We start from the raw sequence: 26,395 nt of genomic DNA, 5'->3' as shown, positions 1-26,395 counted from the left end.
CCAGAGATGAAGCTGATACGCGGCATACATAACCTCAGCCAGGCCCCGCAAGGGTGTGTGCTGACTATTGGTAATTTTGACGGCGTGCACCGGGGGCATCAAGCGCTGCTACGCTGCCTGAAAGCAGAGGGGCGCAAGCGCGGCCTGCCGGTGGTAGTGATGATGTTTGAACCGCAGCCGCTGGAGCTGTTTGCCGGTGATAAAGCCCCGGCTCGTCTGACGCGCCTGCGTGAAAAGCTGCGCTACCTGGCCGAGTGCGGCGTCGACTACGTGCTCTGCGTGCGTTTCGATCGCCGTTTTGCTGCCCTGACGGCGCAGAACTTTGTCAGCGATCTGCTGGTGGATCGCCTGGGCGTGCGCTTCCTTGCCGTCGGCGACGATTTCCGCTTTGGTGCTGGTCGGCAAGGCGATTTCTTGTTATTACAGAAGGCTGGCCTGGAGTACGGCTTTGACGTCACCAGTACCCAAACCTTCTGCGAAGGCGGCGTGCGCATCAGCAGCACGGCGGTGCGCCAGGCGCTGGCAGAGGACGACCTGCCGCTGGCCGAGAGCCTGCTGGGGCATCCGTTCTCTATCTCCGGCCGCGTCGTGCACGGCGACGCGCTGGGACGCACCATTGGCTTCCCGACGGCGAACGTTCCGCTGCGCCGTCAGGTCTCCCCGGTAAAAGGGGTCTATGCGGTGGAAGTGAGGGGGCTTGGCGATAAGCCACTGCCCGGCGTTGCCAATATTGGTACCCGCCCCACGGTCAAAGGCGTACGCCAGCAGCTGGAAGTGCATCTGCTGGACGTTGTAATGGACCTTTATGGCCGCCATATAGAAGTAGTGCTGCGAAAAAAGATCCGCAGCGAAAAGCGATTTGCCTCGCTGGATGAGCTGAAGGCGCAAATTGCCAAAGATGAGTTAACCGCCCGCGAGCTATTTGGGTTATCAAACCTGGCGTAATGGCTAAACACGTTTTTAAATACGGAACCGAGAATCTGATGAGTGACTTTAAATCAACCCTGAATTTGCCGGAAACAGGGTTCCCGATGCGTGGCGATCTCGCCAAACGCGAACCGGGAATGCTGGCGCGTTGGAACGATGATGATCTGTACGGCATCATCCGTGCCGCGAAAAAAGGCAAAAAAACCTTCATTCTGCATGATGGCCCTCCTTATGCGAATGGCAGCATTCATATTGGTCACTCGGTTAACAAGATTCTGAAAGACATTATCGTTAAGTCCAAAGGGCTGGCGGGCTTCGATTCGCCCTACGTGCCGGGCTGGGACTGTCACGGTCTGCCGATTGAGCTGAAGGTTGAGCAGGAGTACGGCAAGCCGGGTGAGAAGTTTACCGCCGCCGAGTTCCGCGCTAAGTGCCGCGAGTACGCTGCCGCGCAGGTTAACGGCCAGCGTGAAGACTTTATCCGTCTGGGCGTGCTGGGCGACTGGGCGCATCCGTACCTGACCATGGACTTCAAAACCGAAGCCAACATCATTCGTGCGCTGGGCAAGATCATCGGTAACGGCCACCTGCACAAAGGTGCGAAGCCGGTGCACTGGTGCGTCGACTGCCGCTCCGCGCTGGCTGAGGCAGAGGTGGAGTACTATGACAAAACCTCTCCGTCTATCGACGTTGCTTTCCAGGCTGCTGACCAGGATGCGGTAAAAGCCAAATTTGGCCTGCCGGGCGTCAGCGGTCCAGTCTCGCTGGTGATCTGGACCACCACGCCATGGACGCTGCCGGCGAACCGCGCGATCTCTCTGTCGCCTGAGTTCGAGTATGCGCTGGTGCAGATCGACGGCCAGGCGCTGATCCTTGCCAAAGATCTGGTTGAGAGCGTGATGAAACGCATCGGCGTGGCAGAGTACAGCATCCTCGGCACGGTAAAAGGCAGCGAGCTGGAGCTGATGCGCTTTACCCATCCGTTTATGGGCTTTGACGTGCCGGCGATCCTTGGCGACCACGTGACCCTCGACGCCGGTACCGGTGCGGTGCATACCGCCCCTGGCCACGGCCCGGATGACTACGTGATCGGGCAGAAATATGGCCTCGAAACCGCGAACCCGGTGGGTCCGGACGGCTGCTATCTGGCGGGAACCTACCCGACGCTGGACGGTGTGAACGTCTTCAAGGCGAACAATATCATCACCGAACTGCTGACGGAGAAGGGCGCACTGCTGCATCTGGAGAAGCTGGTTCACAGCTATCCGTGCTGCTGGCGTCATAAAACGCCGATCATCTTCCGCGCCACGCCGCAGTGGTTTATCAGCATGGATCAGAAGGGCCTGCGCGAGCAGTCTCTGAAAGAGATCAAAGGCGTGCAGTGGATCCCGGACTGGGGCCAGGCGCGTATCGAATCCATGGTCGCCAACCGTCCTGACTGGTGTATCTCCCGTCAGCGTACCTGGGGCGTGCCGATGTCGCTGTTCGTGCACAAGGATACCGAAGAGCTGCATCCGCGCACGCAGGAGCTGATGGAAGCGGTAGCAAAACGTGTTGAAGAGGATGGCATCCAGGCGTGGTGGGATCTCGATCCGCGCGACATCATGGGTGACGACGCCGACAACTACGTGAAGGTGCCGGATACCCTCGACGTCTGGTTTGACTCTGGCTCTACCCACTCTTCGGTGGTGGACGTGCGCCCTGAATTTGCGGGTCATGCGGCGGATATGTATCTGGAAGGCTCCGACCAGCATCGCGGCTGGTTCATGTCCTCCCTGATGATCTCCACCGCCATGAAGGGCAAAGCGCCATATCGTCAGGTGCTGACCCACGGCTTCACCGTGGACGGTCAGGGACGCAAGATGTCGAAATCGATCGGCAATACCGTCTCGCCGCAGGACGTGATGAACAAGCTGGGCGCGGATATTCTGCGTCTGTGGGTGGCCTCGACGGACTACACCGGCGAGATGGCGGTATCGGATGAGATCCTCAAGCGTGCCGCTGACAGCTATCGCCGTATCCGTAACACCGCGCGCTTCCTGCTGGCGAACCTCAACGGTTTCGATCCGGCAAAAGACATGGTGAAACCGGAAGAGATGGTGGTGCTGGACCGCTGGGCGGTAGGCTGTGCTAAAGCCGCGCAGGAGGATATTCTCAAGGCGTACGAGTCCTACGACTTCCATGAAGTGGTGCAGCGCCTGATGCGCTTCTGCTCTATCGAAATGGGCTCGTTCTACCTCGACATCATCAAGGATCGCCAGTACACCGCGAAAGCCGACAGCGTTGCCCGTCGTAGCTGCCAGACCGCGCTGTACCACATTTCCGAAGCGCTGGTGCGCTGGATTGCACCGATCATGTCCTTCACTGCCGATGAGATCTGGGGCTACCTGCCGGGCGAGCGCGAGCAGTATGTCTTTACCGGTGAGTGGTATGAAGGTCTGTTTAGCCTGGCCGAAACGGAAGCCATGAACGATGCTTACTGGAGCGAACTGCTGAAGGTCCGTGGCGAGGTGAACAAAGTTATCGAGCAGGCGCGCGCCGACAAGAAGGTGGGCGGCTCGCTGGAGGCGGCGGTGACTCTCTACGCAGAGCCTGAGCTGGCGGCGAAGCTGACGGCGCTGGGCGATGAATTACGATTCGTCCTGTTGACCTCCGGCGCGAAGGTTGAGGACTATACTAACGCACCGACGGAGGCCCAGCAGAGCGAGCTGCTCAAAGGGCTGAAGGTCGCGCTTAGCAAAGCCGAAGGTGAGAAGTGTCAGCGCTGCTGGCACTATACGACCGACGTCGGTAAGGTGGCGGAACACGCAGAAATTTGCGGACGCTGTGTGGTTAACGTCGCCGGTGACGGCGAAAAACGTAAGTTTGCCTGATGAGTAAACCGATCTTTTCAACAGGGCTACGCTGGCTGTGGCTGGTGGTAGCCGTGCTGATTATCGATCTGGGCAGCAAATACCTGATCCTCCAGAACTTCAATCTGGGGGAGACGGTATCGCTGTTCCCGTCGCTTAATCTGCACTATGCGCGCAACTACGGCGCGGCCTTTAGCTTCCTCGCCGATAAAGGCGGCTGGCAGCGCTGGTTCTTCTCCGGGATCGCCATTGGCATCTGCGTGGTGCTGGCGGTAATGATGTACCGCGCAAAGGCGTCGCAGAAGCTGAACAACATCGCCTACGCGCTGATTATTGGCGGCGCGCTGGGTAATCTGTTTGACCGCCTGTGGCACGGCTTCGTGGTCGATATGATCGACTTCTACGTTGGCGACTGGCACTTTGCAACCTTTAACCTCGCCGATACGGCCATCTGTATCGGTGCGGCGTTAATCGTGCTGGAGGGTTTTATTCCTTCAGCGGCGAAGAAAAAAGCGGCATAACCGCAGCGCAAAACCTGTAGGCCCGGTAAGCATAGCGCCACCGGGCAAACACACTGAAAGGCTATATCTGCATGTCTAACTCTGTACAGAGCAACAGCGCGGTGCTGGTGCATTTCACGCTGAAGCTTGATGATGGCTCCGTTGCCGAGTCCACCCGTAATAACGGTAAACCGGCGCTGTTTCGTCTCGGTGACGGCTCGCTGTCGGAAGGGCTGGAGCAGCATCTGCTGGGGCTGAAGGCCGGTGATAAGCGCGCCTTTTCGCTGGAGCCGGACGCTGCTTTTGGCATCAGCAGCCCGGATCTGATCCAGTACTTTTCGCGCCGTGAATTTATGGATGCGGGCGAGCCGGAAACGGGGGCAATCATGCTGTTTACCGCAATGGATGGCAGCGAAATGCCAGGCGTGATCCGGGAGATTAACGGCGACTCGATCACCGTTGACTTCAACCATCCGCTGGCCGATCGAACCGTTCATTTTGATATTGAAGTGCTGGAAGTCGATCCGGCACTGGAGGCATAAGATGCAGATCCTGTTGGCCAACCCGCGCGGCTTCTGCGCCGGGGTAGACCGCGCTATCAGCATTGTTGAGAACGCGCTGGCAATCTACGGCGCGCCAATTTACGTGCGTCATGAGGTGGTGCATAACCGCTACGTCGTCGACAGCCTGCGCGAGCGTGGCGCTATCTTTATCGAGCAGATCAGCGAAGTGCCGGACGGCGCTATCCTGATCTTCTCCGCCCACGGCGTCTCCCAGGCGGTACGTAACGAAGCGAAAAGCCGCGATCTGACGGTGTTTGACGCGACCTGCCCGCTGGTGACCAAGGTGCATATGGAAGTGGCGCGCGCCAGCCGCCGCGGCGAAGAGTCGATCCTTATCGGCCACGCCGGTCACCCGGAAGTGGAAGGCACAATGGGCCAGTACAGCAACCCGAAAGGGGGCATGTACCTCGTGGAGTCCCCGGAAGATGTGCTGACCCTGAACGTCAAAGACGAAACTAAGCTGTCGTTTATGACCCAGACCACGCTATCGGTGGATGATACCTCTGACGTTATCGACGCCCTGCGTAGCCGCTTCCCGAAAATTGTCGGGCCGCGTAAGGATGATATCTGCTACGCCACCACCAATCGCCAGGAGGCGGTGCGCGCGCTGGCCGAGCAGGCCGACGTGGTGCTGGTGGTGGGATCGAAGAACTCATCGAACTCTAACCGACTGGCGGAGCTTGCTCAACGGATGGGGAAAGCGGCGTTTCTGATCGACGACGCGTCCGATATCCAGGAAGCATGGGTAACGAATGTGGCCTGCGTCGGCGTCACCGCCGGTGCTTCCGCGCCGGATATTCTGGTGCAGAATGTTATTGCCCGCCTGCAAGCGCTGGGCGGCGGGGAAGCCATTCCTCTTGAGGGCCGCGAAGAGAATATCGTCTTCGAAGTGCCGAAAGAGCTGCGCGTGGACGTGCGCGAAGTTGAGTAACCCTTAAACGATGCCGGTGGGCATCTTTTCGGTAAGATAGTTAATCAATGCCCGCATTTTTGCGGGCATATGTTTATTGCGCGTCCAAAGTAGCCAAAGCTCTCCAGAGTAGGTGCTGATAAATTCCCACTCCGGCAGCACCTGCACAATCTCTCCCTTCTCCAGCGCCTCGCGGGCGGTAAACAGCGGCAGACTGCCAATGCCGATATGCTGCTTAACCGCGTCCAGGCGTACCCCAGTATGGTTTGCCGCATAGCGTCCTCGCGTCTGCACGGTTTCCATCTTTTCCCGCAGGCGAAACTTCCAGCGTGCATCCGCGGGCGTTTCACCCAGAGAGATGCAGCTGTGGCGACGCAGATCCTGCGGGTGCACAGGCGTTCCGTGCTTACGTAAATACGCGGGCGTGGCGCAGATCGCGTGGCTCACCGGCATCAGCGCTTTACCATAGAGGCCCGGTGAAGGTGAATTGGTGATGCGCAGCACCAGATCCACCCCGTCGTTAATCAAATCAACATAGCTGTCCTCCAGGCGCAGGGTGACGTCTATCTGTGGATAACGGGCAAGAAACTCAGGCATCAAGGGGTGAATAACGAAACGTCCGACGGCTTTCGGTACGCTCAGGGTGAGCTTGCCCTGGGCAACGGTTTGCAGACTGCCACCGGAGTCTAACGCCTGCCTGGCCGCCTCCAGCATCTCCTGGGCATGTTCATAAACGGTTCGGCCTGTCTCCGTCAGCGCCAGCTTGCGGGTGGTGCGGTGCAGCAGCTTACAGCCCATCTCCTGCTCCAGGCGTGAGACACAGCGGCTGATGGCAGAGGGCGTGGCGCCATTCGTCCGTGCCGCAGCGGAGAAGCTACCCTGTTCAATAATGGTCACAAAGGTCGCGAGGTCGGGAAGCAAAAGTGGATTCATTTGTGCCTGTTAAGCAAGAGTGCAGTGATTGAAAAGGGAATTATCGCCCTGGATATTATGAATATACTGTCCTCAGACAGAGGAGAACAACCATGACTGAACGTCTTTATTACGCCAGCGATGCCATCCAGGGCGTTGCCCAGGTGCTCAGCTGCAGCGAAGAGCCTGACGGCCGCTATGCAATCGTGCTCGATAAGACGCTGTTTCATCCGCAGGGGGGAGGACAGCCCGCTGACAGGGGAGCCATTAATGGCGTAGTCGTTGAGAGCGTTATTCAGCGCGGGGAGAACGTCATACACATTCTGCCAGAACCGCTTGCAGCAGGCGAAGCGACGTTGCAGGTCAATGCGGAAACCCGAGCTTTGCACTCGCGCTGGCATAGCGCTGGCCATCTGGTTGGCTATGCCGCAGAGCAATACGGCTGGCAGCCGATAAAAGCACACCATTGGCCGGGCGAGGGCAAAGTAACCTTTATTGCGGGCGAGGGGGCAGAATTACCGGACAGCGACATGCTGCTGGCAAGCATCGAGGCATGGATAAGCGCCGGGCTGCTGCGCCACGTGGAGTTTGAAAGCGATCGTCGTAAAGTACGCTTTGGCGATCTTCCTGCTTACGCGTGCGGCGGCACGCATGTTTCCAGCCTGCAAAATATCGATAAGCTGGTGATTAGTAGCATAAAGCAGAAGAAAGGCCAGCTTACCATCAGTTATCTCCTGCCGTAGCACGTTGCTGCCGCTCAGGCAGCAATCATGTCTTTTGCTGATACTTTTCGGCGTTTATCATTAAATTCTTATTATCGGCGTTTTCGGCTGGCGGCCCGGTAGCGGGCTGGTTAATCTGGAAGCGATTTATAGCATTTCATTAACAAAAGAGCACAACTATGCACGAAGCACAAATTCGCGTTGCCATTGCGGGCGCTGGTGGGCGCATGGGCCGCCAGCTGATCCAGGCGGCGCTAAACATGGATGGCGTAACCCTGGGCGCGGCGCTGGAGCGGGAGGGATCCTCCCTGCTAGGCAGCGACGCAGGGGAGCTGGCGGGTGCCAGCAAATCAGGCGTGACGGTGCAGAGCAGCCTGGATGCGGTAAAAGATGACTTTGATGTGTTTATCGATTTTACCCGTCCGGAAGGCACCCTGACCCATCTGGCTTTCTGCCGCCAGCATGGCAAGGGCATGGTCATTGGCACCACCGGCTTCGACGACGCGGGCAAGCAGGCCATCAGCGACGCGGCACAGAGCATCGGCATCGTTTTTGCCGCTAACTTTAGCGTTGGGGTCAACGTTATGCTTAAGCTGCTGGAGAAGGCGGCGAAGGTGATGGGTGACTACACCGACATTGAAATTATTGAGGCGCATCACCGTCATAAGGTTGATGCCCCGTCAGGAACCGCGCTGGCAATGGGTGAAGCTATTGCTCATGCGCTGGATAAGGATCTGAAGAGCTGCGCCGTCTACAGCCGCGAAGGCTACACCGGCGAGCGCGAGCCGGGCACCATCGGTTTTGCCACCGTCCGCGCAGGCGATATTGTGGGTGAACATACCGCTATGTTTGCTGACGTTGGCGAGCGGATTGAGATCACCCATAAGGCTTCCAGCCGCATGACCTTTGCAAACGGTGCCGTTCGGGCCGCTTTATGGCTTAAGGCGCAAAAGAGTGGCCTTTTTGACATGCGTGATGTGCTGGACCTCAACAATTTGTGATATTTATTACCCATCGTGATGTGGTTATTGTGATCGCAATGCTTTGATTGCAAGGGGCAATATTTTATTGCCCCTTTATTTTATCGCTTATGTCCTTATTTACATTTTAGACCGTCATAAGTTAATCTTTTACTGCCTGGTTTGTTTAAAAAGGGCAGATTTCCCCCGTCAGATGCTGTTTTTACCGCCTCGTATAAAAAAGAGTAATCCACAGTGGTGCGCAAGCGTTTTCCTCTGCAATTTAGCTGGCTTTTTTGCATCTTAAAGTGCCGCTTATCCCTCAGGCTTGCAAAAAACTAAGAAAAAGTGGTCTGGAAGGTAGACTTTTACCAGGCTTGTCTCTAGAATGCCGCCGTTTGCCAAAAATACACCGGTAAGCAGATTTGCATTGATTTGTGGCTTCAATATGAATTAATATGCAAATAAAGTGAGTGAATATTCTCTGGAGGGTGTTTTGATTAAGTCAGCGCTATTGGTTCTGGAAGACGGAACCCAGTTTCACGGTCGGGCCATAGGGGCAACAGGTTCGGCGGTTGGGGAAGTCGTTTTCAATACTTCAATGACCGGTTATCAAGAAATCCTTACTGATCCCTCCTATTCCCGCCAAATCGTCACTCTTACTTATCCCCATATTGGTAATGTCGGCACTAACGAAGCCGATGAAGAAGCGTCCCAGGTTCATGCTCAAGGCCTGATTATTCGCGACCTGCCGCTGATTGCCAGCAACTACCGCAATACCGAAGACCTCTCTTCTTACCTGAAACGCCATAACATCGTGGCTATTGCCGATATCGATACCCGTAAGCTGACCCGCCTGCTGCGTGAGAAGGGCGCACAGAACGGCTGCATCATCGCTGGCGACAGCCCGGATGCCGCCCTGGCCCTGGAGAAAGCGAAAGCGTTCCCGGGTCTGAACGGGATGGATCTGGCGAAAGAGGTAACTACCGCTGAATCCTACAGCTGGACTCAGGGGAGCTGGACGCTGGCCGGTGAGCTGCCGGAAGCGAAGAAAGAAGAGGAGCTGCCGTTCCACGTGGTGGCTTACGACTACGGTGCGAAGCGCAATATCCTGCGTATGCTGGTGGACAGAGGCTGCCGCCTGACGGTAGTCCCGGCGAAGACCCCGGCGGATGACGTCCTGAAGATGAACCCGGACGGCATTTTCCTCTCTAACGGCCCTGGCGATCCGGCTCCGTGCGACTACGCCATCGACGCCATTCAGGCCTTCCTGGCGACCGACATTCCGGTGTTTGGTATCTGCCTCGGCCATCAGCTGCTGGCTCTGGCGAGCGGCGCGAAAACCGTGAAGATGAAGTTCGGCCACCACGGCGGCAACCATCCGGTCAAGGATATCGATAACAACACCGTGATGATCACCGCGCAAAACCACGGTTTCGCGGTGGATGAGGCGACCATGCCAGCTAACCTGCGCGTAACGCACAAATCGCTGTTCGACGGTACCCTGCAGGGTATTCATCGTACCGACAAGCCCGCGTTCAGCTTCCAGGGTCACCCGGAGGCCAGCCCAGGCCCGCACGATGCTGCGCCGCTGTTCGATCACTTTATCGAACTTATCGAGCAATACCGTAAGACTGCTAAATAATCAGGAGCCGAGAAGACCATGCCAAAACGTACAGACATTAAAAGCATCCTGATCCTTGGCGCTGGCCCGATCGTAATCGGCCAGGCCTGCGAATTTGACTACTCCGGCGCTCAGGCCTGTAAAGCCCTACGTGAAGAGGGTTACCGCGTCATCCTCGTTAACTCCAACCCGGCGACCATCATGACCGATCCGGAGATGGCGGACGCCACCTACATTGAGCCTATCCACTGGGAAGTGGTGCGCAAGATTATCGAAAAAGAGCGTCCGGATGCGGTGCTTCCTACCATGGGCGGCCAGACCGCGCTGAACTGCGCGCTGGAGCTAGAGCGTCAGGGCGTGCTGGAAGAGTTTGGCGTGACCATGATTGGCGCAACCGCCGACGCGATTGATAAAGCAGAAGATCGCCGCCGTTTCGATGTTGCCATGAAGAAAATCGGCCTCGATACCGCCCGCTCCGGCATTGCGCATAACATGGAAGAGGCGCTGGCGGTTGCCGCTGACGTCGGCTACCCGTGCATCATTCGTCCGTCATTCACCATGGGCGGTACCGGCGGCGGCATCGCCTATAACCGCGAAGAGTTCGAAGAGATCTGCGCCCGCGGCCTGGATCTCTCCCCGACCAACGAGCTGCTGATTGATGAGTCGCTGATTGGCTGGAAAGAGTATGAGATGGAGGTGGTGCGCGATAAGAACGACAACTGCATCATCGTCTGCTCTATCGAGAACTTTGACGCCATGGGTATCCATACCGGTGACTCCATCACCGTCGCCCCGGCGCAGACCCTGACCGATAAAGAGTATCAGATCATGCGTAACGCCTCGATGGCGGTACTGCGTGAAATCGGCGTTGAAACCGGCGGCTCTAACGTCCAGTTCTCGGTGAACCCGAAGAATGGTCGTCTGATCGTTATCGAGATGAACCCGCGCGTCTCCCGCTCCTCGGCGCTGGCGTCGAAGGCGACCGGCTTCCCGATTGCGAAAGTCGCAGCCAAGCTGGCGGTGGGCTACACCCTCGACGAGCTGATGAACGACATCACCGGCGGCCGTACCCCGGCGTCGTTTGAGCCATCCATTGACTACGTCGTCACAAAAATTCCACGCTTCAACTTCGAGAAATTCGTCGGTGCCAACGACCGCCTGACCACCCAGATGAAGTCCGTGGGCGAAGTAATGGCGATTGGTCGTACCCAGCAGGAGTCGCTGCAGAAAGCGCTGCGTGGCCTGGAAGTGGGCGCGACCGGTTTCGACCCGAAGGTGAGCCTCGACGATCCAGAAGCGCTGACCAAAATTCGCCGCGAGCTGAAAGATGCGGGCGCGGAGCGTATCTGGTACATCGCGGATGCGTTCCGTGCGGGCCTGTCGGTTGATGGCGTCTTTAACCTGACCAACATCGACCGCTGGTTCCTGGTACAAATTGAAGAGCTGGTGCGCCTGGAAGAGAAGGTAGCGGAAGTGGGCATCAACGGCCTCGACGCTGACTTCCTGCGCCAGCTGAAGCGTAAAGGCTTTGCCGATGCGCGTCTGGCCAAGCTGGCGGGCGTGCGTGAATCTGAGGTGCGCAAGCTGCGCGACCAGTACGACCTGCACCCGGTCTACAAACGCGTGGACACCTGTGCGGCCGAGTTCTCCACCGATACCGCCTACATGTACTCCACCTACGAGGAGGAGTGTGAGGCCAACCCGACTCAGGATCGTGACAAAATCATGGTGCTGGGCGGCGGGCCAAACCGTATCGGTCAGGGCATTGAGTTCGACTACTGCTGCGTCCACGCCTCGCTGGCGCTGCGCGAAGACGGTTACGAGACCATTATGGTCAACTGTAACCCGGAGACCGTCTCTACCGACTACGATACCTCGGATCGCCTCTACTTCGAGCCGGTAACCCTGGAAGACGTGCTGGAGATCGTGCGCATCGAGAAGCCGAAGGGCGTTATCGTGCAGTACGGCGGCCAGACTCCGCTGAAGCTGGCCCGTGCGCTGGAAGCCGCTGGCGTACCGGTTATCGGTACCAGCCCGGACGCCATCGACCGTGCCGAAGACCGCGAGCGCTTCCAGCAGGCGGTAGATCGTCTGAAGCTGAAGCAGCCGGCAAACGCCACCGTTACTGCCATCGAGCAGGCGGTAGAGAAGGCAAAAGAGATTGGTTACCCGCTGGTGGTGCGCCCCTCCTACGTGCTGGGTGGCCGGGCGATGGAGATTGTCTACGACGAGATCGACCTGCGTCGCTACTTCCTGACGGCGGTCAGCGTCTCCAACGACGCACCGGTGCTGCTGGACCGCTTCCTTGACGACGCGGTTGAGGTAGACGTTGACGCCATCTGCGACGGCGAAACGGTGCTGATTGGCGGCATTATGGAGCACATCGAGCAGGCGGGTGTTCACTCCGGTGACTCGGCTTGTTCACTCCCAGCCTACACGCTGAGCCAGGAGATCCAGGACGTCATGCGCCAGCAGGTGCAGAAGCTGGCCTTCGAGCTGCAGGTGCGCGGCCTGATGAACGTTCAGTTCGCGGTGAAGGACAACGAAGTCTATCTGATTGAGGTCAACCCACGCGCAGCGCGTACCGTGCCGTTCGTCTCCAAGGCCACTGGCGTACCGCTGGCGAAAGTGGCGGCGCGCGTGATGGCAGGTAAAACCCTGGCCGAGCAGGGCGTCACTAAAGAGATTATCCCGCCGTACTACTCGGTGAAAGAGGTGGTGCTGCCGTTCAACAAGTTCCCTGGCGTGGATCCGCTGTTGGGGCCAGAGATGCGCTCTACCGGTGAAGTGATGGGCGTAGGCCGCACCTTCGCCGAGGCCTTTGCCAAGGCGCAGCTGGGCAGCAACTCCACGATGAAGAAGCAGGGCCGTGCGCTGCTCTCCGTACGCGAAGGCGACAAAGAGCGCGTAGTAGACCTGGCTGCTAAACTGCTGAAGTTCGGCTTTGAGCTGGATGCTACCCACGGCACAGCGATTGTGCTGGGCGAAGCCGGTATCAACCCGCGTCTGGTGAACAAGGTGCATGAGGGTCGTCCGCACATTCAGGATCGTATCAAGAATGGCGAGTACACCTACATCATCAACACTACCGCAGGCCGTCAGGCGATTGAGGACTCCAAGCTGATTCGCCGCAGCGCCCTGCAGTACAAGGTGCATTACGACACCACGCTGAACGGCGGCTTCGCCACGGCGATGGCGCTGAACGCAGATGCCACCGAGAAAGTGACCTCCGTGCAGGAGATGCACGCGCAGATCGTTAAATAAGCGCCTGCCAATGTTACTCAAACCCGCTCCGGCGGGTTTTTTCATTTCTGTGGCGTTGGTAGCTATGCGGTAATAGGGTACTGTTCGCTGCCTAAGAGTGTTCTGTATTTCCCTGATACATCAGGCAAATAGTCTACAGTTAGTCAGGAAGACAACTGAAATTCACCTAAAAGCAGGGAGAACACCATGCAAAAGCGCATTCTCATTACCTCGATTTTGGCCGCAGCAACGTTATTTACCGTAGCGGGTTGTTCCTCTAATCAGGCTGTTAAAACTACCGACGGCAAAACCATTGTGACTGACGGAAAACCGCAGGTAGACAGTGATACCGGCATGGTGTCGTACAAAAATGCCGCAACGGGCCAAACAGAACAGATCAATCGCGACCAGCTGAAAAATATGAGCGAACTCGATAACTAATTCTGCACCGTTAGCGATGCTGCCCAAAGCCCGGCAGATTACATTGCCGGGCCTGCTTCAGGCGTATTCAAATAGATTATGAAAATATAACGCCTTAAAAAATATTCCTGATCTCTCCCTACCGATCGAAAAAGAGTAAGCAAAGCGGATCTTTCCTCTGTAAGCCCAACGATTAACTGTCTAAACTCACTGCCATTGCAACAGTGCAGTTTAGACAGGTTAATGAATGATTCTGATTATTTATGCTCATCCCTATCCGCGGCATTCGCACGCGAATAAGCGGATGCTTGAACAGGCAGGAACGCTGGACGGCGTGGAAGTCCGTTCGCTTTACCAACTCTATCCCGACTTCAATATTGATATCGCCGCCGAACAGGAGGCCGTCTCGCGCGCGGATCTGGTGGTCTGGCAGCATCCTCTTCAGTGGTATAGCGTCCCGCCGCTGCTCAAGCTGTGGATGGATAAAGTCCTGACCCACGGCTGGGCCTACGGCGAGGGCGGTACCGCACTGCACGGCAAGCATCTGCTTTGGGCCGTGACCACCGGCGGCGGTGAGCACCACTTTGATATCGGATCGCACCCTGGCTTTGAGGCGCTGGCGCAGCCCCTGCAAGCCACGGCGATCTACTGCGGTATGAAGTGGCTGGCTCCGTTCTCTATGCATAATACTTTTGTAAACGATGATGAAACGCTGCATGCCAAGGCGCGTCACTATAAGCAGCGTCTAATGGCGTGGCAGGAGGTGCATCATGGATAGCCATACCCTAATACAGGCGCTGATCTATCTGGGATCGGCGGCGCTGATCGTACCTATTGCGGTGCGGCTGGGCCTTGGCTCGGTTCTCGGCTATCTGATAGCGGGCTGCATTATTGGCCCTTGGGGGCTGCGACTGGTCACCGACGCCGAGTCGATTCTGCACTTTGCTGAAATCGGCGTGGTGCTGATGCTGTTCGTCATCGGTCTTGAGCTGGATCCCCAGCGGCTGTGGAAGCTGCGCGCCTCGGTGTTTGGCGGCGGCGCATTGCAGATGCTGGTCTGCGGCCTGCTGCTGGGCGCATTTTGTATGGCGCTGGGTCTGCGCTGGCAGGTGGCGGTGCTGATCGGCTTGACGTTGGGGCTCTCCTCGACGGCGATCGCCATGCAGGCGATGAACGAGCGTAACCTGATGGTCTCTCAGATGGGACGCAGCGCCTTTGCCGTGCTGCTGTTCCAGGACATTGCCGCCATTCCGCTGGTGGCGATGATCCCGCTGCTCGCCGCCAGCGGCGGGGCTACCACGCTGGGCGCCTTTACCCTCTCAGCGCTGAAGGTCGTTGCCGCGCTGGCTATCGTGGTGCTTATTGGCCGCTACGTTGCGCGTCCGGCGCTGCGCTTTGTCGCCCGCACCGGCCTGCGAGAAGTGTTCAGCGCCGTCGCGCTGTTCCTGGTCTTTGGCTTCGGACTGCTGCTGGAGGAGGCCGGGCTGTCGATGGCGATGGGGGCGTTCCTCGCCGGAGTGCTGCTGGCGAGCTCCGAGTACCGCCATGCGCTGGAGAGCGATATCGAACCGTTTAAAGGTCTGCTGCTGGGGCTGTTCTTTATCGGCGTCGGCATGTCTATCGACTTCGGTACTCTGGTGACGCATCCGCTGCGCATTATCATCCTGCTGGTGGGTTTCCTGGTCATTAAAACCCTGGTGCTGTGGCTGATTGCCCGTCCGTTAAAAGTGCCGGGCAAACAGCGGCGCTGGTTCGCGGTCCTGCTGGGGCAGGGGAGCGAATTTGCCTTCGTCGTGTTTGGCACGGCGCAAAGCGCTAACGTGCTGGATCCCGAGTGGGCCAAAGCCTTAACCCTGGCGGTAGCGCTCTCAATGGCGGCTACGCCGCTGCTGCTGGTGCTGTTGACCCGGCTTGATAACAAAACCACGGGCCAGCAGCGTGAAGCGGATGAGATTGATGAGGAGCAGCCGCGAGTTATCATTGCGGGCTTCGGTCGTTTCGGACAGATTGCCGGGCGTCTGCTGCTCTCCAGCGGGGTGAAAATGGTCGTTCTCGATCACGACCCCGACCATATTGAAACCCTGCGCAAGTTTGGCATGAAGGTCTTCTACGGCGATGCCACCCGTGTCGATCTGCTGGAATCCGCCGGGGCAGGCAAGGCCGAGGTGCTGATCAACGCCATTGACGATCCCAAAGCCAACCTGCAATTGACCGAGCTGGCTAAAGAGCACTTCCCCCACCTGCAGATCGTTGCCCGCGCCCGCGACGTCGATCACTTTATCCGTCTACGCCAGGCAGGCGTCGAGCGGCCGGAGCGTGAAACCTTTGAGGGCGCGCTGCGTACCGGTCGTCTGGCGCTGGAGAGCCTGGGGCTGGGAGAGTATGAGGCCAGGGAGCGCGCCGATCTGTTTCGCCGCTATAATTCAGACATGATAGAGGAGATGGTGCAGGGCGAAGACGATACCCAGGCGCGGGCGGCGGTGTTCAAACGCACCAGCGCCATGCTGACGGAGATCATCACCGAGGATCGGGCGCACCTCTCTCATTCCCAGCGGCACGGTTGGCAGGGTACGGAGGAAGGTAAACACTCCGGCGACGCCAACGACGAGCCGCAGGCGAAGCCGACGGTTTAATCATCTATGCTGGCGGCCCCGAGGCAACTGCGGGCCTGCCAGCAGAATGAAAAATTTTCGTTCTCTTTACCTTGCCGCCAGTCGACGAGCGTGAGCGCTTTCCGTATAGTGGCGACAATTTTTAGCTCCGGGATATGAACAATGATCAGTCTGATTGCGGCGTTAGCGGTCGATCGCGTAATTGGTATGGAAAACGCCATGCCGTGGAATTTGCCTGCCGATCTCGCCTGGTTTAAGCGCAATACATTAAACAAACCGGTGGTGATGGGGCGCCTGACCTGGGAGTCCATCGGGCGTCCTTTGCCGGGGCGTAAAAACATCGTCATTAGCAGCCAGCCGGGCAGTGACGATCGCGTCCAGTGGGTTAGCTCTATTGAAGACGCCATTGCCGCCTGCGGTGATGCGGAAGAGATTATGGTGATCGGCGGCGGGCGTATCTACGAGCAGTTTCTGCCCCAGGCCCAGCGCCTCTACCTGACGCATATCGATGCGGAAGTGGAGGGGGATACTCACTTCCCGGACTATGAGCCGGACGATTGGGAGTCTACCTTTAGCGAGTTTCACGACGCCGACGCGCAGAACTCCCACAGCTACTGCTTTGAGATCTTAGAACGCCGGTAAACCCGGTCTGAACCGTCGCCCCGGCACGCGCAGCGCTGCCGGGGAGTATTACATTTTATCTAGCCAGTCATGTAGCAGTTGTAAATATATCCACTTCATTCGGTAAATTAAATAATAAAATAAGTAACTCCCTGTAATAATATACTTCACTACTCTATGTCCTAATAAGGACATAAAAACGGGTTTATGACTTATTTTATAATGCGTAGTATACCTGTCACTATTCATTAATATGAATAGAGGTTGTGTTTATATTTATTTTGCAAGGAATAAAACAATGAAAAAACTTATTAAGATGGGTATCTTAGCTGCCGCAATCTCTGCTTCATGCTCGGTGTTTGCCGCTACCACTCCTGATGTGCAAGTTACTTTTAAAGGCAGTATGGTAAGCTCATCCTGTAATGTCTCTATCAATAATGGTCAAAGCACGGTTGATATTGGTCAGGTTGATACCTCTGGCTTAAAACTGGGTGAAACATCTCCAGATATACCCTTTACCGTAGATATTAAAGGCTGTCCGAACAGTGTATCAAGTGCTAAACTTGATTTTGAAGGTGACGCCTTTGCGGGTAATAGTACTGTTTTCGCTTTGAACCAGGGCACTGGTAATCAAATGGAGAGCATAGGCATGATGATTAAAGATCTTTCTATGGGCGATGGATCCTATTTAAAGCCTAACGCTTCTGGTTCCCCCCTAACATTAAGTGATGGTGCTGCAAGTTTCCCGTTAGCTGCCACAATGAAAATCATGAAAGAAGGTGTTGATGAAGGCACTTTCTATGTATCCACGGCTCTTCATGTAATCTACGAATAAGTGTTTTTACATCATTAAGGTTAGTAACGTGAGTTGCTAATCATCATAACCCGAATTCAACTATGTGTTGAGTTCGGGTTTTTTGATGGTGTTGTTATTTAGGGATATATAATGTGAAATGTAGCGGTTGCATTGAATGGTCCGGAGGATATTTTTTGCGTACTGATTAGCTGGGCTATGAATGGTAGCCTATCTGCCTGCGGGGCTATTCTAAATAATCTGTTGAGATAAACAGGGTTTCCTTTAGTATCTCTGATTGCAATGGCAACGCCTCTCTCTAACAACTGTGGTGAAGTTAAAAATCCTTTTGCCGAACTCATGCCTTCCCAGCGGGTTAATATCGAGCTTTGAAAAGGGCATTGATAATCAATTGAGAATGCTTTTGTAATGATGTTGCTGCCGGGTCTGATTGATGGATCGACCAGTACCTTCCCAAAATCAACGGTTTCATTCTGTACCGTACAAGATTCCTGACGCAGGTGGATGGAATGCGCCAGCGTAATCAGCACCGCGGGTTTACCGGTATCTGCCCGGATCGCACCATACAGGCCTGAATGCAGCACGTTGTTTACTTCCACATCGGGTAGTGTCTGTACAAGCTGAAATGTAATTCGGGGCGTAACGGGCCATGGAAGCTGGCAACGCCCTTGCTGGCAGTCAAGGCGCATTTTCCACGGGAAAGGATGATCGTTAATAAACAGCCGGTAACCGATACCTTTGATGTTTGTAGCATGTACGCCCTGCGCGTTTTTTCCTGAACTTCGTGTCAAGGCTACCAGTTGACCACTCCCCGCACATAAGAAAGGATCTGCATTAGCCTCATCGGCATCGACGGTTTTTTGCGCCAAAATGGCGCCCGGTCTTGTTGACGCTGAGAGCGTAATATCAGGAAGGGTTAATTTTATTGTTTGGGTATCTGTAACATGACAAGTGGCATAGGCAGGCAGCGATTGCAAAAAAAATAGACTTAAAGGAAGCAAGGTGCGTAATAAAAGATTACTTACAGATAAGGTGTAATTCATAGAGATGCTTTCCGGCTGGTAAGTTAATTTTATAGGGAGCATGACATATCTGTGTCGGACTTCCCCATTGCACAGCGATAGTGCCCTCAGCTGGGGACCCTGACAGATAGACCTGGCCTTTCTCATCAATAATGCCTTCGTTAGCCGAATTACTGGTTGTCGCTGTAGCGCCAAAAGGAAGGGGAGTACCATCAGAAAAGTTCAGCGTTGCTAAAATTTTTGCACCGATATGAGGCGTAAATTCAGTCATAACAATAGCTGCGTCCGTGGGTATCGCGGATACGCTTGTACTCGCTAATTCAATACTGTTTTCCTCAGTGACATTTTGTTCCAGCATGACCGAATTGTGGCGATAAGGTTGTAAATAGGGAACAATGGCATATCCCCTGTAATCCGTCGCCACCCCGGTGTTGTTTTTAACCAGCAGGTTAGACGCATTTTCAGCTTTTACCAGAGCGACAGCATTATTAGTACTAAATGGCTGCCCGGCGGTAACACCGTAAGCTGAGGCAATTAACGCGCCTTTTGCCTCATAGCTGAGGCTCTGCTGTTCTGCAGCATGGCTATAATTAGCAGAGTACTCACCAAAACTGTTTTTATAATTAAGATGAATATCTTGCGAGGTTGATTGCCTGTCGCCACTATTCGCATCCACGCTCCAGTTAAGAGATTCGTCTGCAAATGCATTACCATTGATGCCTACGGATTGTGAGGGAGCACCGGGACGCTGTAAGCTACTGGCTAACGAAGCCCATACATCCTTATTAAATATAGAGAAAGGGATCTGCACGCTGACTGCAAGCTGTTGCTCAGAATCATTTTCTTCATTCTGCGTCCATGCCCAGCTCAGACTGACATTGATATCGTGCAGAGAGAGTGTGTCCGATAGCGACAAATTTTCTTCTGTACTTCGATGCCAGTATTCGGCGCGCCAGGCAGATAATACCAGCGTATTAATCTCGCCTACCGGCTGGTTTATAGAGAGCTGGAGCTTGCTTTTCTGAGATGCAGGCTGCTCCCGATCCGAGGTTGAACGCGCAATAGTATCAGCAAAAGAGATATAGCCGTCAGTGGGCGCAAATGACCACGAGAGAGACATATCCGTATCTGATTCAGCCATATTTTTAGCATACCGCAGGCGATAACTTTGGCCATGGGCGCCTGCTGTTTCATTACCCTGGGTCGTCATTGATGTCATATCCGCTGACACCGAACCAAAATCGCCAAGGCCCAGCGCATAGCCCAGATCGAAGGCATGATACTCTTCACCTAGCAGGTCGCCGCCAAAAACGGTCATTTCCGCCGGCAAGCCATAAAAAAAGGTCAACTGAGAGAATTTTTGATTTTTTCCATCGGGGTTATGCGTTCGCCCCATATCAACGCTGTATCTCAGATGCCCCTGGCGCTGCATGGCAGGGACTACCCCCCATGCCTGAGTGAAATGATGGACGCTGCCATCCGCCTCTGTCACCGTGACCTTTAACTCTCCGCCACCGGACTGGGGAAAAAGGTCATTAATGGCAAACTGTCCAGCAGGCACGTAGCGCTTATAGATAACGTTATCATTCTGACTGATCTCAACCCTGGCATTAGACGTTCTGGCAATTCCCCGGATGACCGGTGCATACCCCTGGGCCTGATCCGAGAACATGGCATTATCCGTGGCGAGTGAGACTCCGCTATAGTCAACGCTATCAAAAAGGTTGCCATCACTGCCGTTATCACCCAGCATAAACAGGCTCCGCAACGCCGGGATATCGCGCTGCAGCCACACTTTTTCGTTATTCCAGGCCAATGCACTATCAGCGGGCTTATCGAGCATACCAAAGCTGCGTAGTCGCCATGCACCCAGATTAATCCCCCCATTTAACCGTGTAGTGACATCGTCAGGCTTAAAACTCTCTCCCGCCTCCTTTTTCTGTGCGCCATTAAGGTCATAGTTCAGGCTAAATGCGCTAATACCTTCATCCCATTGTGACGGAGCAATACTTAAATCCGCATCAGGCCCGTCCTTCAGATATGCCTGGGGAATGGTGATGTTGAGTATTTGTTTGCGAAAATCAAATACGATATCAATTCCAGACAGTTCGCCGGGAATGTGATATTTATCATTGCCGTCTATTTTCTCATTGGACAGATAGATACCAAACTCATGCAGTTGAGATACCGATAGTATCGGGGAGAGCTTACCTTCTTTATCGTTGATAAAATCAAACTTACGTCGGGCGACGGTTCGGTTATTTATATTAACCGTGACATAGTAAGTTCCTGGTGGCTGCGTCGACCCGGTAAACTGGCTTAAATCAATGCGGCTTGCCGTCGTCTGGCTGGTATTCTCAATGGCAGCACTATCAAAAACCAGTTCGTCAGCCTGTGCGCCTGCAGAAAAAATTAACAAACCGGTAGCCGCCGCCCCGGAAACAAATCTGCCATCCATCTTTTTTACATTCCATGCACGACTATAACGTCATACTTTTTTCTGACGTTATTTGTCCCTGCTCGATCAAGGCTGTCCACGCAATGGATCGTATTTTTTCCGCAACGGGTATAGTCAATGCCCCAAAGGGATCAAGCATTGCATTTTCTGGTAGCTTAGATTTTTTACCGTTTGCTGTGAAACTATGTAACGTCACAAAATAAGGCGTTGGATTGCTTACCGTTACGGAATGTCCAGACTGTTGAAAGGTGAGTTTTTCCCATGCGGAATCTGCTATCTCGCCCTCAATGGCCGCGGGGCGATAGAAAAGTTTCATTGATGAATTAACGGAGATCAGCAAACTGCTTTTACTATTCTTAACGACGCCTGGAATCGCTTTTACGTTAAGATAAAATATAGATTCCCTGTCTTTAGGAAGGTTGTCCTGCGCAGTTTTAATAATATTTATCGTCGCGGTATCACCAGAAGATATTTTGAATAGTGGGGGGGTGATAATAAAGGGAATGTTACTTTTGTTACTTTTTTTACGGTCGCTGTCTGAGCGATAATAGTCTGAAACCCAGGATTGAACCAGATAGGGATTGTTATCACGATTATTAACGTTTACAGAAACACTGTCATCTGAAGCATGGTAAACAAAACGCGTCCCGCCCAGGGTTATCGATGCTATTGCCGCTGGCTGTGAAAAAATAGATAGGGATGAAATAGCCAGTAACGCAAGGAGGTGTTTATATTTAATCATAACAATCGTGAGTTTGAAGGTGATTTTAAAGCGCTTAATATCATCAAAAACAGGACGGCGATCAATGTGCGTTTAAGGACAGGAAATTATTAAAAAAGAGAGGCCCGGTTTTAAAACCAGGCCTGATGCAGTCGCAAGAGAAAAATTTTTACCTTAAGAGGCGATGACTTCGCCTTCGCCCAGATCCAGATGGCGGCTTGAGGCCTGGGTAAAGTACGCCTTATCTTCCCAACGCAGGCAGGTCAGAACGCCCCCCCAGCAGCAGCCGGTATCCAGGGCATAGACGCCTTCCGGCGTGCCTTTCCCCTCCAGCGAGGCCCAGTGACCAAATACCACGCTGTACTCCTGCGTCACCGGGCCTGGGATCATAAACCATGGCTTCAGTGGGGCAGGGGCGTTATCCGGCATGTCTTTGCAGTACATGTCGAGCTGACCGTTTGGGAAGCAGTAGCGCATCCGCGTAAAGGCATTGGTGATAAAGCGCAGGCGTGCCAGGCCGCTCAGCTCCTGGCTCCAGTTGTTCGGCAGGTCGCCATACATCGCATCTAAAAAGAGCGGGTAGGAGTCGCTGGCCAGCACCGCTTCCGCATCCCTGGCGCAGGCCTGAGCCGTCGGCAGATCCCACTGGGGCGTGATCCCCGCATGGGCCATCACCAGCTTTTTCTCTTCGTCTACCTGCAGCAGCGGCTGGCGACGCAGCCAGTTCAGCAGCTCATCGGCATCCGGCGCCTCCAGCAGCGGCGTAATACGATCCTTCGGCTTATTTTTACTGATGCCAGCAAACACGGCCAGCAGGTGCAGGTCATGGTTGCCCAGCACGACACGCACGCTGTCGCCCAGCGATTTCACGAAGCGCAGCACCTTCAGCGATGCCGGGCCGCGCGCAACCAGATCGCCCGTGAGCCAGAGGGTGTCGGTTTTAGGATCAAACGCGACCTGTTTTAGCAATGCGATCAGTTCATCGTAGCAACCATGAACGTCGCCGATAAGATATGTCGACATGGATTAATGGATGAGTGTTGAAACGGCAAGTCGGAAGACCGGTATGGCGATGCGGAACGGATTGCCCTCGGCATCGATCATCTCATAGTGGCCCTGCATGGTACCCAGCGGGGTTTCGATAACCGCCCCACTGGTATATTGGTACTCTTCGCCGGGCGCAATGTGCGGCTGGACACCCACCACACCTTCGCCCTGTACCTCGGTTTCACGGCCGTTGCCGTTGGTGATAAGCCAATAACGCCCCAGCAGCTGCACGGGCGTGCGTCCCAGATTGCGGATGGTCACCGTATAGGCGAAAACATAGCGCTGCTCATCAGGTGCCGACTGCGATTCAATATAGACACTCTGTACGTGAACACATACCCGGGGCGAATTGATCATGGCTTAACTCTCCTTCGGCGGCGCATTATCCGTCAGGTAGTTTGCCAGCTGGCAGTACTGGGCAACAGAAACGTTCTCTGCCCGCACCGCCGGGTCAATACCTAACGACGTGAGAACCTCCGGCGTAAACAGATTGCCGAGGCTGTTGCGGATGGTTTTACGGCGCTGGTTAAACGCTTCGGTGGTGATTCGGCTCAGCACGCGAACCTCTTTAACCGGGTACGGCATAGTCGTATGCGGTACCAGGCGCACCACCGCAGAGTCGACTTTAGGCGGCGGCGTAAAAGCCGTCGGCGGTACTTCCAGCACCGGGATCACCTGACAATAGTATTGTGCCATCACGCTTAAACGACCATACGCTTTGCTGTTCGGGCCTGCAACCAGACGATTCACCACCTCTTTTTGCAGCATGAAGTGCATATCGGCGATGGCATCAGTATAGCTAAACAGGTGGAACATCAACGGCGTGGAGATGTTATAGGGCAGGTTACCAAAGACGCGCAGCGGCTGGCCCAGGGTCTGGGAGAGCTCGCCAAAGTTCATGGTCATCGCATCCTGCTGATAGATGGTCAGTTTTGGCCCGAGGAACGGATGCGTTTGCAGGCGTGCAGCCAGATCGCGATCCAGCTCGATGACGGTCAGCTCATCCAGGCGTTCACCCACCGGCTCGGTCAGCGCGGCAAGACCGGGACCGATTTCGACCATTGCCTGGCCTTTCTGCGGATTAATGGCTGAAACAATGCTGTCGATGACAAATTTATCGTTAAGGAAGTTTTGCCCGAAACGTTTACGGGCCAGGTGCCCCTGATGGACTCTGCTATTCATTGAGTATTAGTAATCATTTTGATGGCGAGATTAAGCGCCGTAATAAAACTGCCGACATCGGCTTTCCCCTGGCCCGCGAGTTCTAATGCGGTGCCGTGGTCTACGGATGTACGAATAAAGGGTAAACCGAGCGTAATGTTCACACCGCGGCCAAAGCCCTGGTATTTTAACACGGGCAGGCCCTGATCGTGATACATCGCCAGCACCGCATCGGCGCGATCGAGATATTTTGGCTGGAAAAGCGTGTCGGCAGGCAGCGGGCCGCTGAGGTTCATTCCCTGGCCGCGCAGCTCCTCAAGCAGCGGAATGATAGTGTCTATCTCTTCGCTGCCCATATGGCCGCCTTCGCCCGCGTGCGGGTTCAGGCCGCAGACCAGCACGTGCGGATGGGCAATGCCGAACTTGTTTTGCAGATCGCGATACAGAATGGTGATGACGTCGCGCAGCAGCGCTGGGGTGATGGCATCCGCCACGTCCCGCAGCGGCAGGTGGGTGGTTGCCAGCGCCACCCGCAGCGCTTCGGTTGCCAGCATCATCACCACTTTGGGTGCGCCAGAACGCTCTTCAAAAAACTCGGTGTGCCCGGTAAAGGGCACGCCGGCATCGTTAATCACCCCTTTGTGCACCGGACCGGTGACCAGCGCGGCAAATTCGCCGTTCAGGCAGCCGTCACAGGCGCGGGCAAGGGTATCAACAACGTAGCCACCGTTAGCCACGCTAAGCTGGCCGGGGATAACCGCCGCACGCAGGGCAACGGGCAGCACCGTCAGGGTGCGGGCGCGCTGCAGCTGGGCGGGCTGGTCTGCATCGTAGGGGAGCAGGGTCAGCGGCAGACCAAGCTGTGATGCCCGGTCGGCTAAAAGCTGGGGGTCAGCGCAGACCACCAGCTCCATGGGCCAGTCGCGCTGGGCCAGCTGGACGACCAGCTCCGGACCAATCCCGGCGGGTTCGCCGGGGGTGATAACGATGCGTTGGACGTTCATTATTTGCTCAGGATCTTAACGTAGGCGCTGGCGCGCTGCTCCTGCATCCAGCTGGCCGCCTCTTCAGAGAATTTACGGTTCATCAGCATGCGGTAGGCGCGATCCTTCTGTGCAGCGTCGGTTTTATCCACGTTACGCGTGTCCAGCAGTTCGATCAGGTGCCAGCCAAACGAGGAGTGCACCGGGGCGCTCATCTGGCCTTTGTTCAGCTTCATCAGCGCATCGCGGAAAGCCGGATCGAAAACATCCGCCGCCGCCCAGCCGAGATCGCCACCCTGGTTAGCCGAGCCGGGATCCTGAGAGAAGGATTTCGCCGCTGCAGCAAAGCTGGTTTTACCGCTCTTAATGTCCGCTGCGATCTGTTCCAGCTTCACGCGAGCCTGGTCGTCGGTCATGATCGGCGATGGCTTCAACAGGATATGGCGAGCGTGAACTTCGGTCACGGAGATGCTTTTGCTCTGGCCGCGCAGATCGTTGACCTTCAGAATATGGAAGCCAACGCCAGAACGGACCGGTCCGATGATGTCGCCTTTCTTCGCCGTGCTCAGCGGCTGGGCGAAGATTGAAGGCAGCTCCTGAATACGGCCCCAGCCCATCTCGCCGCCTTTCAGCGCCTGCGGATCGGCAGAGTAGGTGATCGCCAGCTTGCCAAAGTCATCCCCGCCGCGCGCCTGCTCAATGATGGAGCGTGCCTGGCTCTCCGCCTCGTTAACCTGATCGGAGGTAGGATTTTCCGGCAGCGGAATGAGAATGTGGCTCAGATTCAGCTCGGTGCTGGCGTCGTTCTGGTTACCCACCTGCTGAGCAAGAGAGTCAACTTCCTGCGGCAGAATGGTGATGCGGCGGCGCACCTCGTTGTTACGTACTTCCGAGATCAGCATCTCCTTGCGGATCTGGCTGCGGTAGGTGTTGTAGTCCATACCGTCATAGGCCAGGCGGCTACGCATCTGATCCAGCGACATGTTGTTCTGCTTGGCGATATTGGCAATAGCCTGATCGAGCTGCTCATCGGTGACTTTGACACCCATTTTGGTGCCCATCTGCAGAATGATTTGATCCATGATCAGACGCTCCAGGATCTGATGACGCAGCGTGGCGTCATCAGGAAGCTGCTGACCCGCCTGACCGGCGTTAAGCTTTACGGATTGCATCAAACCATCAACGTCACTTTCTAACACAACGCCGTTATTAACGACGGCAGCGACTTTATCGACAACCTGCGGCGCGGCGAAGCTGGTATTCGCAACCATGGCGATACCGAGAAGCAGCGTTTTCCAGTTCTTCATACTTTTTCCATTTCAAT

23 protein-coding genes are annotated in these 26,395 nt (G+C 55.4%); 14 read left to right on the top strand and 9 right to left on the bottom strand.

Features of this window, described 5'->3' with window-relative positions; translation table 11 throughout:
* Nucleotides 1-6: 6 nt before the first annotated feature.
* The 5 genes from ribF to ispH all read left to right on the top strand — a co-directional run bounded on the left by ribF (nt 7) and on the right by ispH (nt 5,773).
* Nucleotides 7-945, top strand: coding sequence for a bifunctional riboflavin kinase/FAD synthetase (gene ribF, locus RTP97_RS08515; protein WP_312412623.1), 939 nt, complete (start codon nt 7-9; stop codon nt 943-945).
* 38 nt (nt 946-983) lie between these two features.
* Entirely contained in the window at nt 984-3,800 is a 2,817-nt protein-coding gene (gene ileS, locus RTP97_RS08510) for an isoleucine--tRNA ligase (RefSeq protein ID WP_312412621.1), read from the top strand.
* Nucleotides 3,800-4,300: a signal peptidase II gene (gene lspA / locus RTP97_RS08505; RefSeq protein WP_312213074.1), complete on the top strand. Its 501-nt coding sequence runs from the start codon at nt 3,800-3,802 to the stop codon at nt 4,298-4,300. The genes ileS and lspA overlap by 1 nt, the downstream gene beginning before the upstream one ends.
* A 71-nt stretch (nt 4,301-4,371) precedes the next feature.
* Nucleotides 4,372-4,821, top strand: coding sequence for an FKBP-type peptidyl-prolyl cis-trans isomerase (gene fkpB / locus RTP97_RS08500; protein ID WP_103818483.1), 450 nt, complete (start codon nt 4,372-4,374; stop codon nt 4,819-4,821).
* A 1-nt stretch (nt 4,822) separates the two neighbouring features.
* Nucleotides 4,823-5,773 (top strand): 4-hydroxy-3-methylbut-2-enyl diphosphate reductase, encoded by a 951-nt coding sequence (ispH, locus tag RTP97_RS08495; protein ID WP_312412619.1) that lies wholly within the window; start codon nt 4,823-4,825, stop codon nt 5,771-5,773.
* A gap of 3 nt (nt 5,774-5,776) precedes the next feature.
* Here ispH and RTP97_RS08490 read toward each other — a convergent pair whose 3' ends face one another.
* On the bottom strand, nt 5,777-6,685 hold the full coding sequence (locus RTP97_RS08490; protein ID WP_312412617.1) for a LysR substrate-binding domain-containing protein: 909 nt from the start codon (nt 6,683-6,685) through the stop codon (nt 5,777-5,779).
* 92 nt (nt 6,686-6,777) lie between these two features.
* Between RTP97_RS08490 and RTP97_RS08485 the strand changes: the two genes are divergently transcribed.
* The 9 genes from RTP97_RS08485 to RTP97_RS08445 all read left to right on the top strand — a co-directional run bounded on the left by RTP97_RS08485 (nt 6,778) and on the right by RTP97_RS08445 (nt 17,700).
* Complete coding sequence (locus RTP97_RS08485; RefSeq protein ID WP_312412615.1) at nt 6,778-7,407, top strand: alanyl-tRNA editing protein; 630 nt, start codon at nt 6,778-6,780, stop codon at nt 7,405-7,407.
* A 158-nt stretch (nt 7,408-7,565) separates the two neighbouring features.
* Nucleotides 7,566-8,387 (top strand): 4-hydroxy-tetrahydrodipicolinate reductase, encoded by an 822-nt coding sequence (dapB, locus tag RTP97_RS08480; RefSeq protein WP_312412613.1) that lies wholly within the window; start codon nt 7,566-7,568, stop codon nt 8,385-8,387.
* A gap of 454 nt (nt 8,388-8,841) precedes the next feature.
* Nucleotides 8,842-9,990: a glutamine-hydrolyzing carbamoyl-phosphate synthase small subunit gene (carA, locus tag RTP97_RS08475; RefSeq protein ID WP_312412611.1), complete on the top strand. Its 1,149-nt coding sequence runs from the start codon at nt 8,842-8,844 to the stop codon at nt 9,988-9,990.
* An 18-nt stretch (nt 9,991-10,008) separates the two neighbouring features.
* On the top strand, nt 10,009-13,233 hold the full coding sequence (gene carB / locus RTP97_RS08470; RefSeq protein WP_312412609.1) for a carbamoyl-phosphate synthase large subunit: 3,225 nt from the start codon (nt 10,009-10,011) through the stop codon (nt 13,231-13,233).
* A gap of 186 nt (nt 13,234-13,419) precedes the next feature.
* Complete coding sequence (locus RTP97_RS08465; protein WP_312412607.1) at nt 13,420-13,653, top strand: YgdI/YgdR family lipoprotein; 234 nt, start codon at nt 13,420-13,422, stop codon at nt 13,651-13,653.
* 226 nt (nt 13,654-13,879) lie between these two features.
* Nucleotides 13,880-14,410, top strand: a complete 531-nt coding sequence (gene kefF / locus RTP97_RS08460; RefSeq protein ID WP_312412605.1) for a glutathione-regulated potassium-efflux system oxidoreductase KefF — start codon at nt 13,880-13,882, stop codon at nt 14,408-14,410.
* A complete protein-coding gene (kefC, locus tag RTP97_RS08455) occupies nt 14,403-16,265 on the top strand; it encodes a glutathione-regulated potassium-efflux system protein KefC (protein ID WP_312412604.1) in 1,863 nt (620 codons plus the stop codon). The genes kefF and kefC overlap by 8 nt, the downstream gene beginning before the upstream one ends.
* Before the next feature lie 141 nt (nt 16,266-16,406).
* Complete coding sequence (folA, locus tag RTP97_RS08450) at nt 16,407-16,886, top strand: type 3 dihydrofolate reductase (protein WP_312412602.1); 480 nt, start codon at nt 16,407-16,409, stop codon at nt 16,884-16,886.
* A 277-nt stretch (nt 16,887-17,163) separates the two neighbouring features.
* Entirely contained in the window at nt 17,164-17,700 is a 537-nt protein-coding gene (locus RTP97_RS08445; protein WP_312412600.1) for a fimbrial protein, read from the top strand.
* A gap of 98 nt (nt 17,701-17,798) precedes the next feature.
* Here RTP97_RS08445 and RTP97_RS08440 read toward each other — a convergent pair whose 3' ends face one another.
* From RTP97_RS08440 to surA, 8 genes are all read right to left on the bottom strand, one after another.
* Nucleotides 17,799-18,722: a fimbrial protein gene (locus RTP97_RS08440; protein ID WP_312412598.1), complete on the bottom strand. Its 924-nt coding sequence runs from the start codon at nt 18,720-18,722 to the stop codon at nt 17,799-17,801.
* Nucleotides 18,697-21,159, bottom strand: coding sequence for a fimbria/pilus outer membrane usher protein (locus RTP97_RS08435; RefSeq protein WP_312412596.1), 2,463 nt, complete (start codon nt 21,157-21,159; stop codon nt 18,697-18,699). The genes RTP97_RS08440 and RTP97_RS08435 overlap by 26 nt, the downstream gene beginning before the upstream one ends.
* A 22-nt stretch (nt 21,160-21,181) precedes the next feature.
* Complete coding sequence (locus RTP97_RS08430) at nt 21,182-21,901, bottom strand: molecular chaperone (RefSeq protein ID WP_312412594.1); 720 nt, start codon at nt 21,899-21,901, stop codon at nt 21,182-21,184.
* Between the two features lie 153 nt (nt 21,902-22,054).
* The gene (gene apaH, locus RTP97_RS08425) at nt 22,055-22,903 is read right to left on the bottom strand and encodes a bis(5'-nucleosyl)-tetraphosphatase (symmetrical) ApaH (RefSeq protein WP_312412593.1); all 849 of its coding nucleotides are present in this window, start codon (nt 22,901-22,903) and stop codon (nt 22,055-22,057) included.
* 3 nt (nt 22,904-22,906) lie between these two features.
* Nucleotides 22,907-23,284, bottom strand: a complete 378-nt coding sequence (gene apaG, locus RTP97_RS08420; protein ID WP_312213048.1) for a Co2+/Mg2+ efflux protein ApaG — start codon at nt 23,282-23,284, stop codon at nt 22,907-22,909.
* 3 nt (nt 23,285-23,287) lie between these two features.
* Complete coding sequence (gene rsmA, locus RTP97_RS08415) at nt 23,288-24,109, bottom strand: 16S rRNA (adenine(1518)-N(6)/adenine(1519)-N(6))-dimethyltransferase RsmA (RefSeq protein WP_042388144.1); 822 nt, start codon at nt 24,107-24,109, stop codon at nt 23,288-23,290.
* The gene (gene pdxA / locus RTP97_RS08410) at nt 24,106-25,092 is read right to left on the bottom strand and encodes a 4-hydroxythreonine-4-phosphate dehydrogenase PdxA (RefSeq protein ID WP_409455930.1); all 987 of its coding nucleotides are present in this window, start codon (nt 25,090-25,092) and stop codon (nt 24,106-24,108) included. Before pdxA ends, rsmA begins: the two co-directional genes overlap by 4 nt.
* Nucleotides 25,092-26,378, bottom strand: coding sequence for a peptidylprolyl isomerase SurA (surA, locus tag RTP97_RS08405; protein ID WP_312213044.1), 1,287 nt, complete (start codon nt 26,376-26,378; stop codon nt 25,092-25,094). The genes pdxA and surA overlap by 1 nt, the downstream gene beginning before the upstream one ends.
* Nucleotides 26,379-26,395: the final 17 nt, after the last annotated feature.

It is taken from the genome of Pseudescherichia sp. (assembly GCF_031998825.1).
Taxonomy (GTDB): domain Bacteria; phylum Pseudomonadota; class Gammaproteobacteria; order Enterobacterales; family Enterobacteriaceae; genus Pseudescherichia.
This window is presented reverse-complemented; position numbering and strand designations above follow the sequence as displayed.

Excerpts from the sequence above, each read along its gene's own strand:
- folA (WP_312412602.1), top strand. The coding sequence starts at position 16,407 with ATGATCAGTCTGATTGCGGCGTTAGCGGTCGATCGCGTAATTGGTATG.
- RTP97_RS08485 (WP_312412615.1), top strand. The coding sequence starts at position 6,778 with ATGACTGAACGTCTTTATTACGCCAGCGATGCCATCCAGGGCGTTGCC.
- kefF (WP_312412605.1), top strand. The coding sequence starts at position 13,880 with ATGATTCTGATTATTTATGCTCATCCCTATCCGCGGCATTCGCACGCG.
- ileS (WP_312412621.1), top strand. The coding sequence starts at position 984 with ATGAGTGACTTTAAATCAACCCTGAATTTGCCGGAAACAGGGTTCCCG.
- kefC (WP_312412604.1), top strand. The coding sequence starts at position 14,403 with ATGGATAGCCATACCCTAATACAGGCGCTGATCTATCTGGGATCGGCG.
- RTP97_RS08465 (WP_312412607.1), top strand. The coding sequence starts at position 13,420 with ATGCAAAAGCGCATTCTCATTACCTCGATTTTGGCCGCAGCAACGTTA.
- surA (WP_312213044.1), bottom strand. The coding sequence starts at position 26,378 with ATGAAGAACTGGAAAACGCTGCTTCTCGGTATCGCCATGGTTGCGAAT.
- RTP97_RS08435 (WP_312412596.1), bottom strand. The coding sequence starts at position 21,159 with ATGGATGGCAGATTTGTTTCCGGGGCGGCGGCTACCGGTTTGTTAATT.
- carB (WP_312412609.1), top strand. The coding sequence starts at position 10,009 with ATGCCAAAACGTACAGACATTAAAAGCATCCTGATCCTTGGCGCTGGC.
- dapB (WP_312412613.1), top strand. The coding sequence starts at position 7,566 with ATGCACGAAGCACAAATTCGCGTTGCCATTGCGGGCGCTGGTGGGCGC.
- RTP97_RS08490 (WP_312412617.1), bottom strand. The coding sequence starts at position 6,685 with ATGAATCCACTTTTGCTTCCCGACCTCGCGACCTTTGTGACCATTATT.
- ribF (WP_312412623.1), top strand. The coding sequence starts at position 7 with ATGAAGCTGATACGCGGCATACATAACCTCAGCCAGGCCCCGCAAGGG.
- RTP97_RS08445 (WP_312412600.1), top strand. The coding sequence starts at position 17,164 with ATGAAAAAACTTATTAAGATGGGTATCTTAGCTGCCGCAATCTCTGCT.
- lspA (WP_312213074.1), top strand. The coding sequence starts at position 3,800 with ATGAGTAAACCGATCTTTTCAACAGGGCTACGCTGGCTGTGGCTGGTG.
- RTP97_RS08440 (WP_312412598.1), bottom strand. The coding sequence starts at position 18,722 with ATGAATTACACCTTATCTGTAAGTAATCTTTTATTACGCACCTTGCTT.
- apaG (WP_312213048.1), bottom strand. The coding sequence starts at position 23,284 with ATGATCAATTCGCCCCGGGTATGTGTTCACGTACAGAGTGTCTATATT.
- apaH (WP_312412593.1), bottom strand. The coding sequence starts at position 22,903 with ATGTCGACATATCTTATCGGCGACGTTCATGGTTGCTACGATGAACTG.
- RTP97_RS08430 (WP_312412594.1), bottom strand. The coding sequence starts at position 21,901 with ATGATTAAATATAAACACCTCCTTGCGTTACTGGCTATTTCATCCCTA.
- pdxA (WP_409455930.1), bottom strand. The coding sequence starts at position 25,092 with ATGAACGTCCAACGCATCGTTATCACCCCCGGCGAACCCGCCGGGATT.
- rsmA (WP_042388144.1), bottom strand. The coding sequence starts at position 24,109 with ATGAATAGCAGAGTCCATCAGGGGCACCTGGCCCGTAAACGTTTCGGG.
- fkpB (WP_103818483.1), top strand. The coding sequence starts at position 4,372 with ATGTCTAACTCTGTACAGAGCAACAGCGCGGTGCTGGTGCATTTCACG.
- ispH (WP_312412619.1), top strand. The coding sequence starts at position 4,823 with ATGCAGATCCTGTTGGCCAACCCGCGCGGCTTCTGCGCCGGGGTAGAC.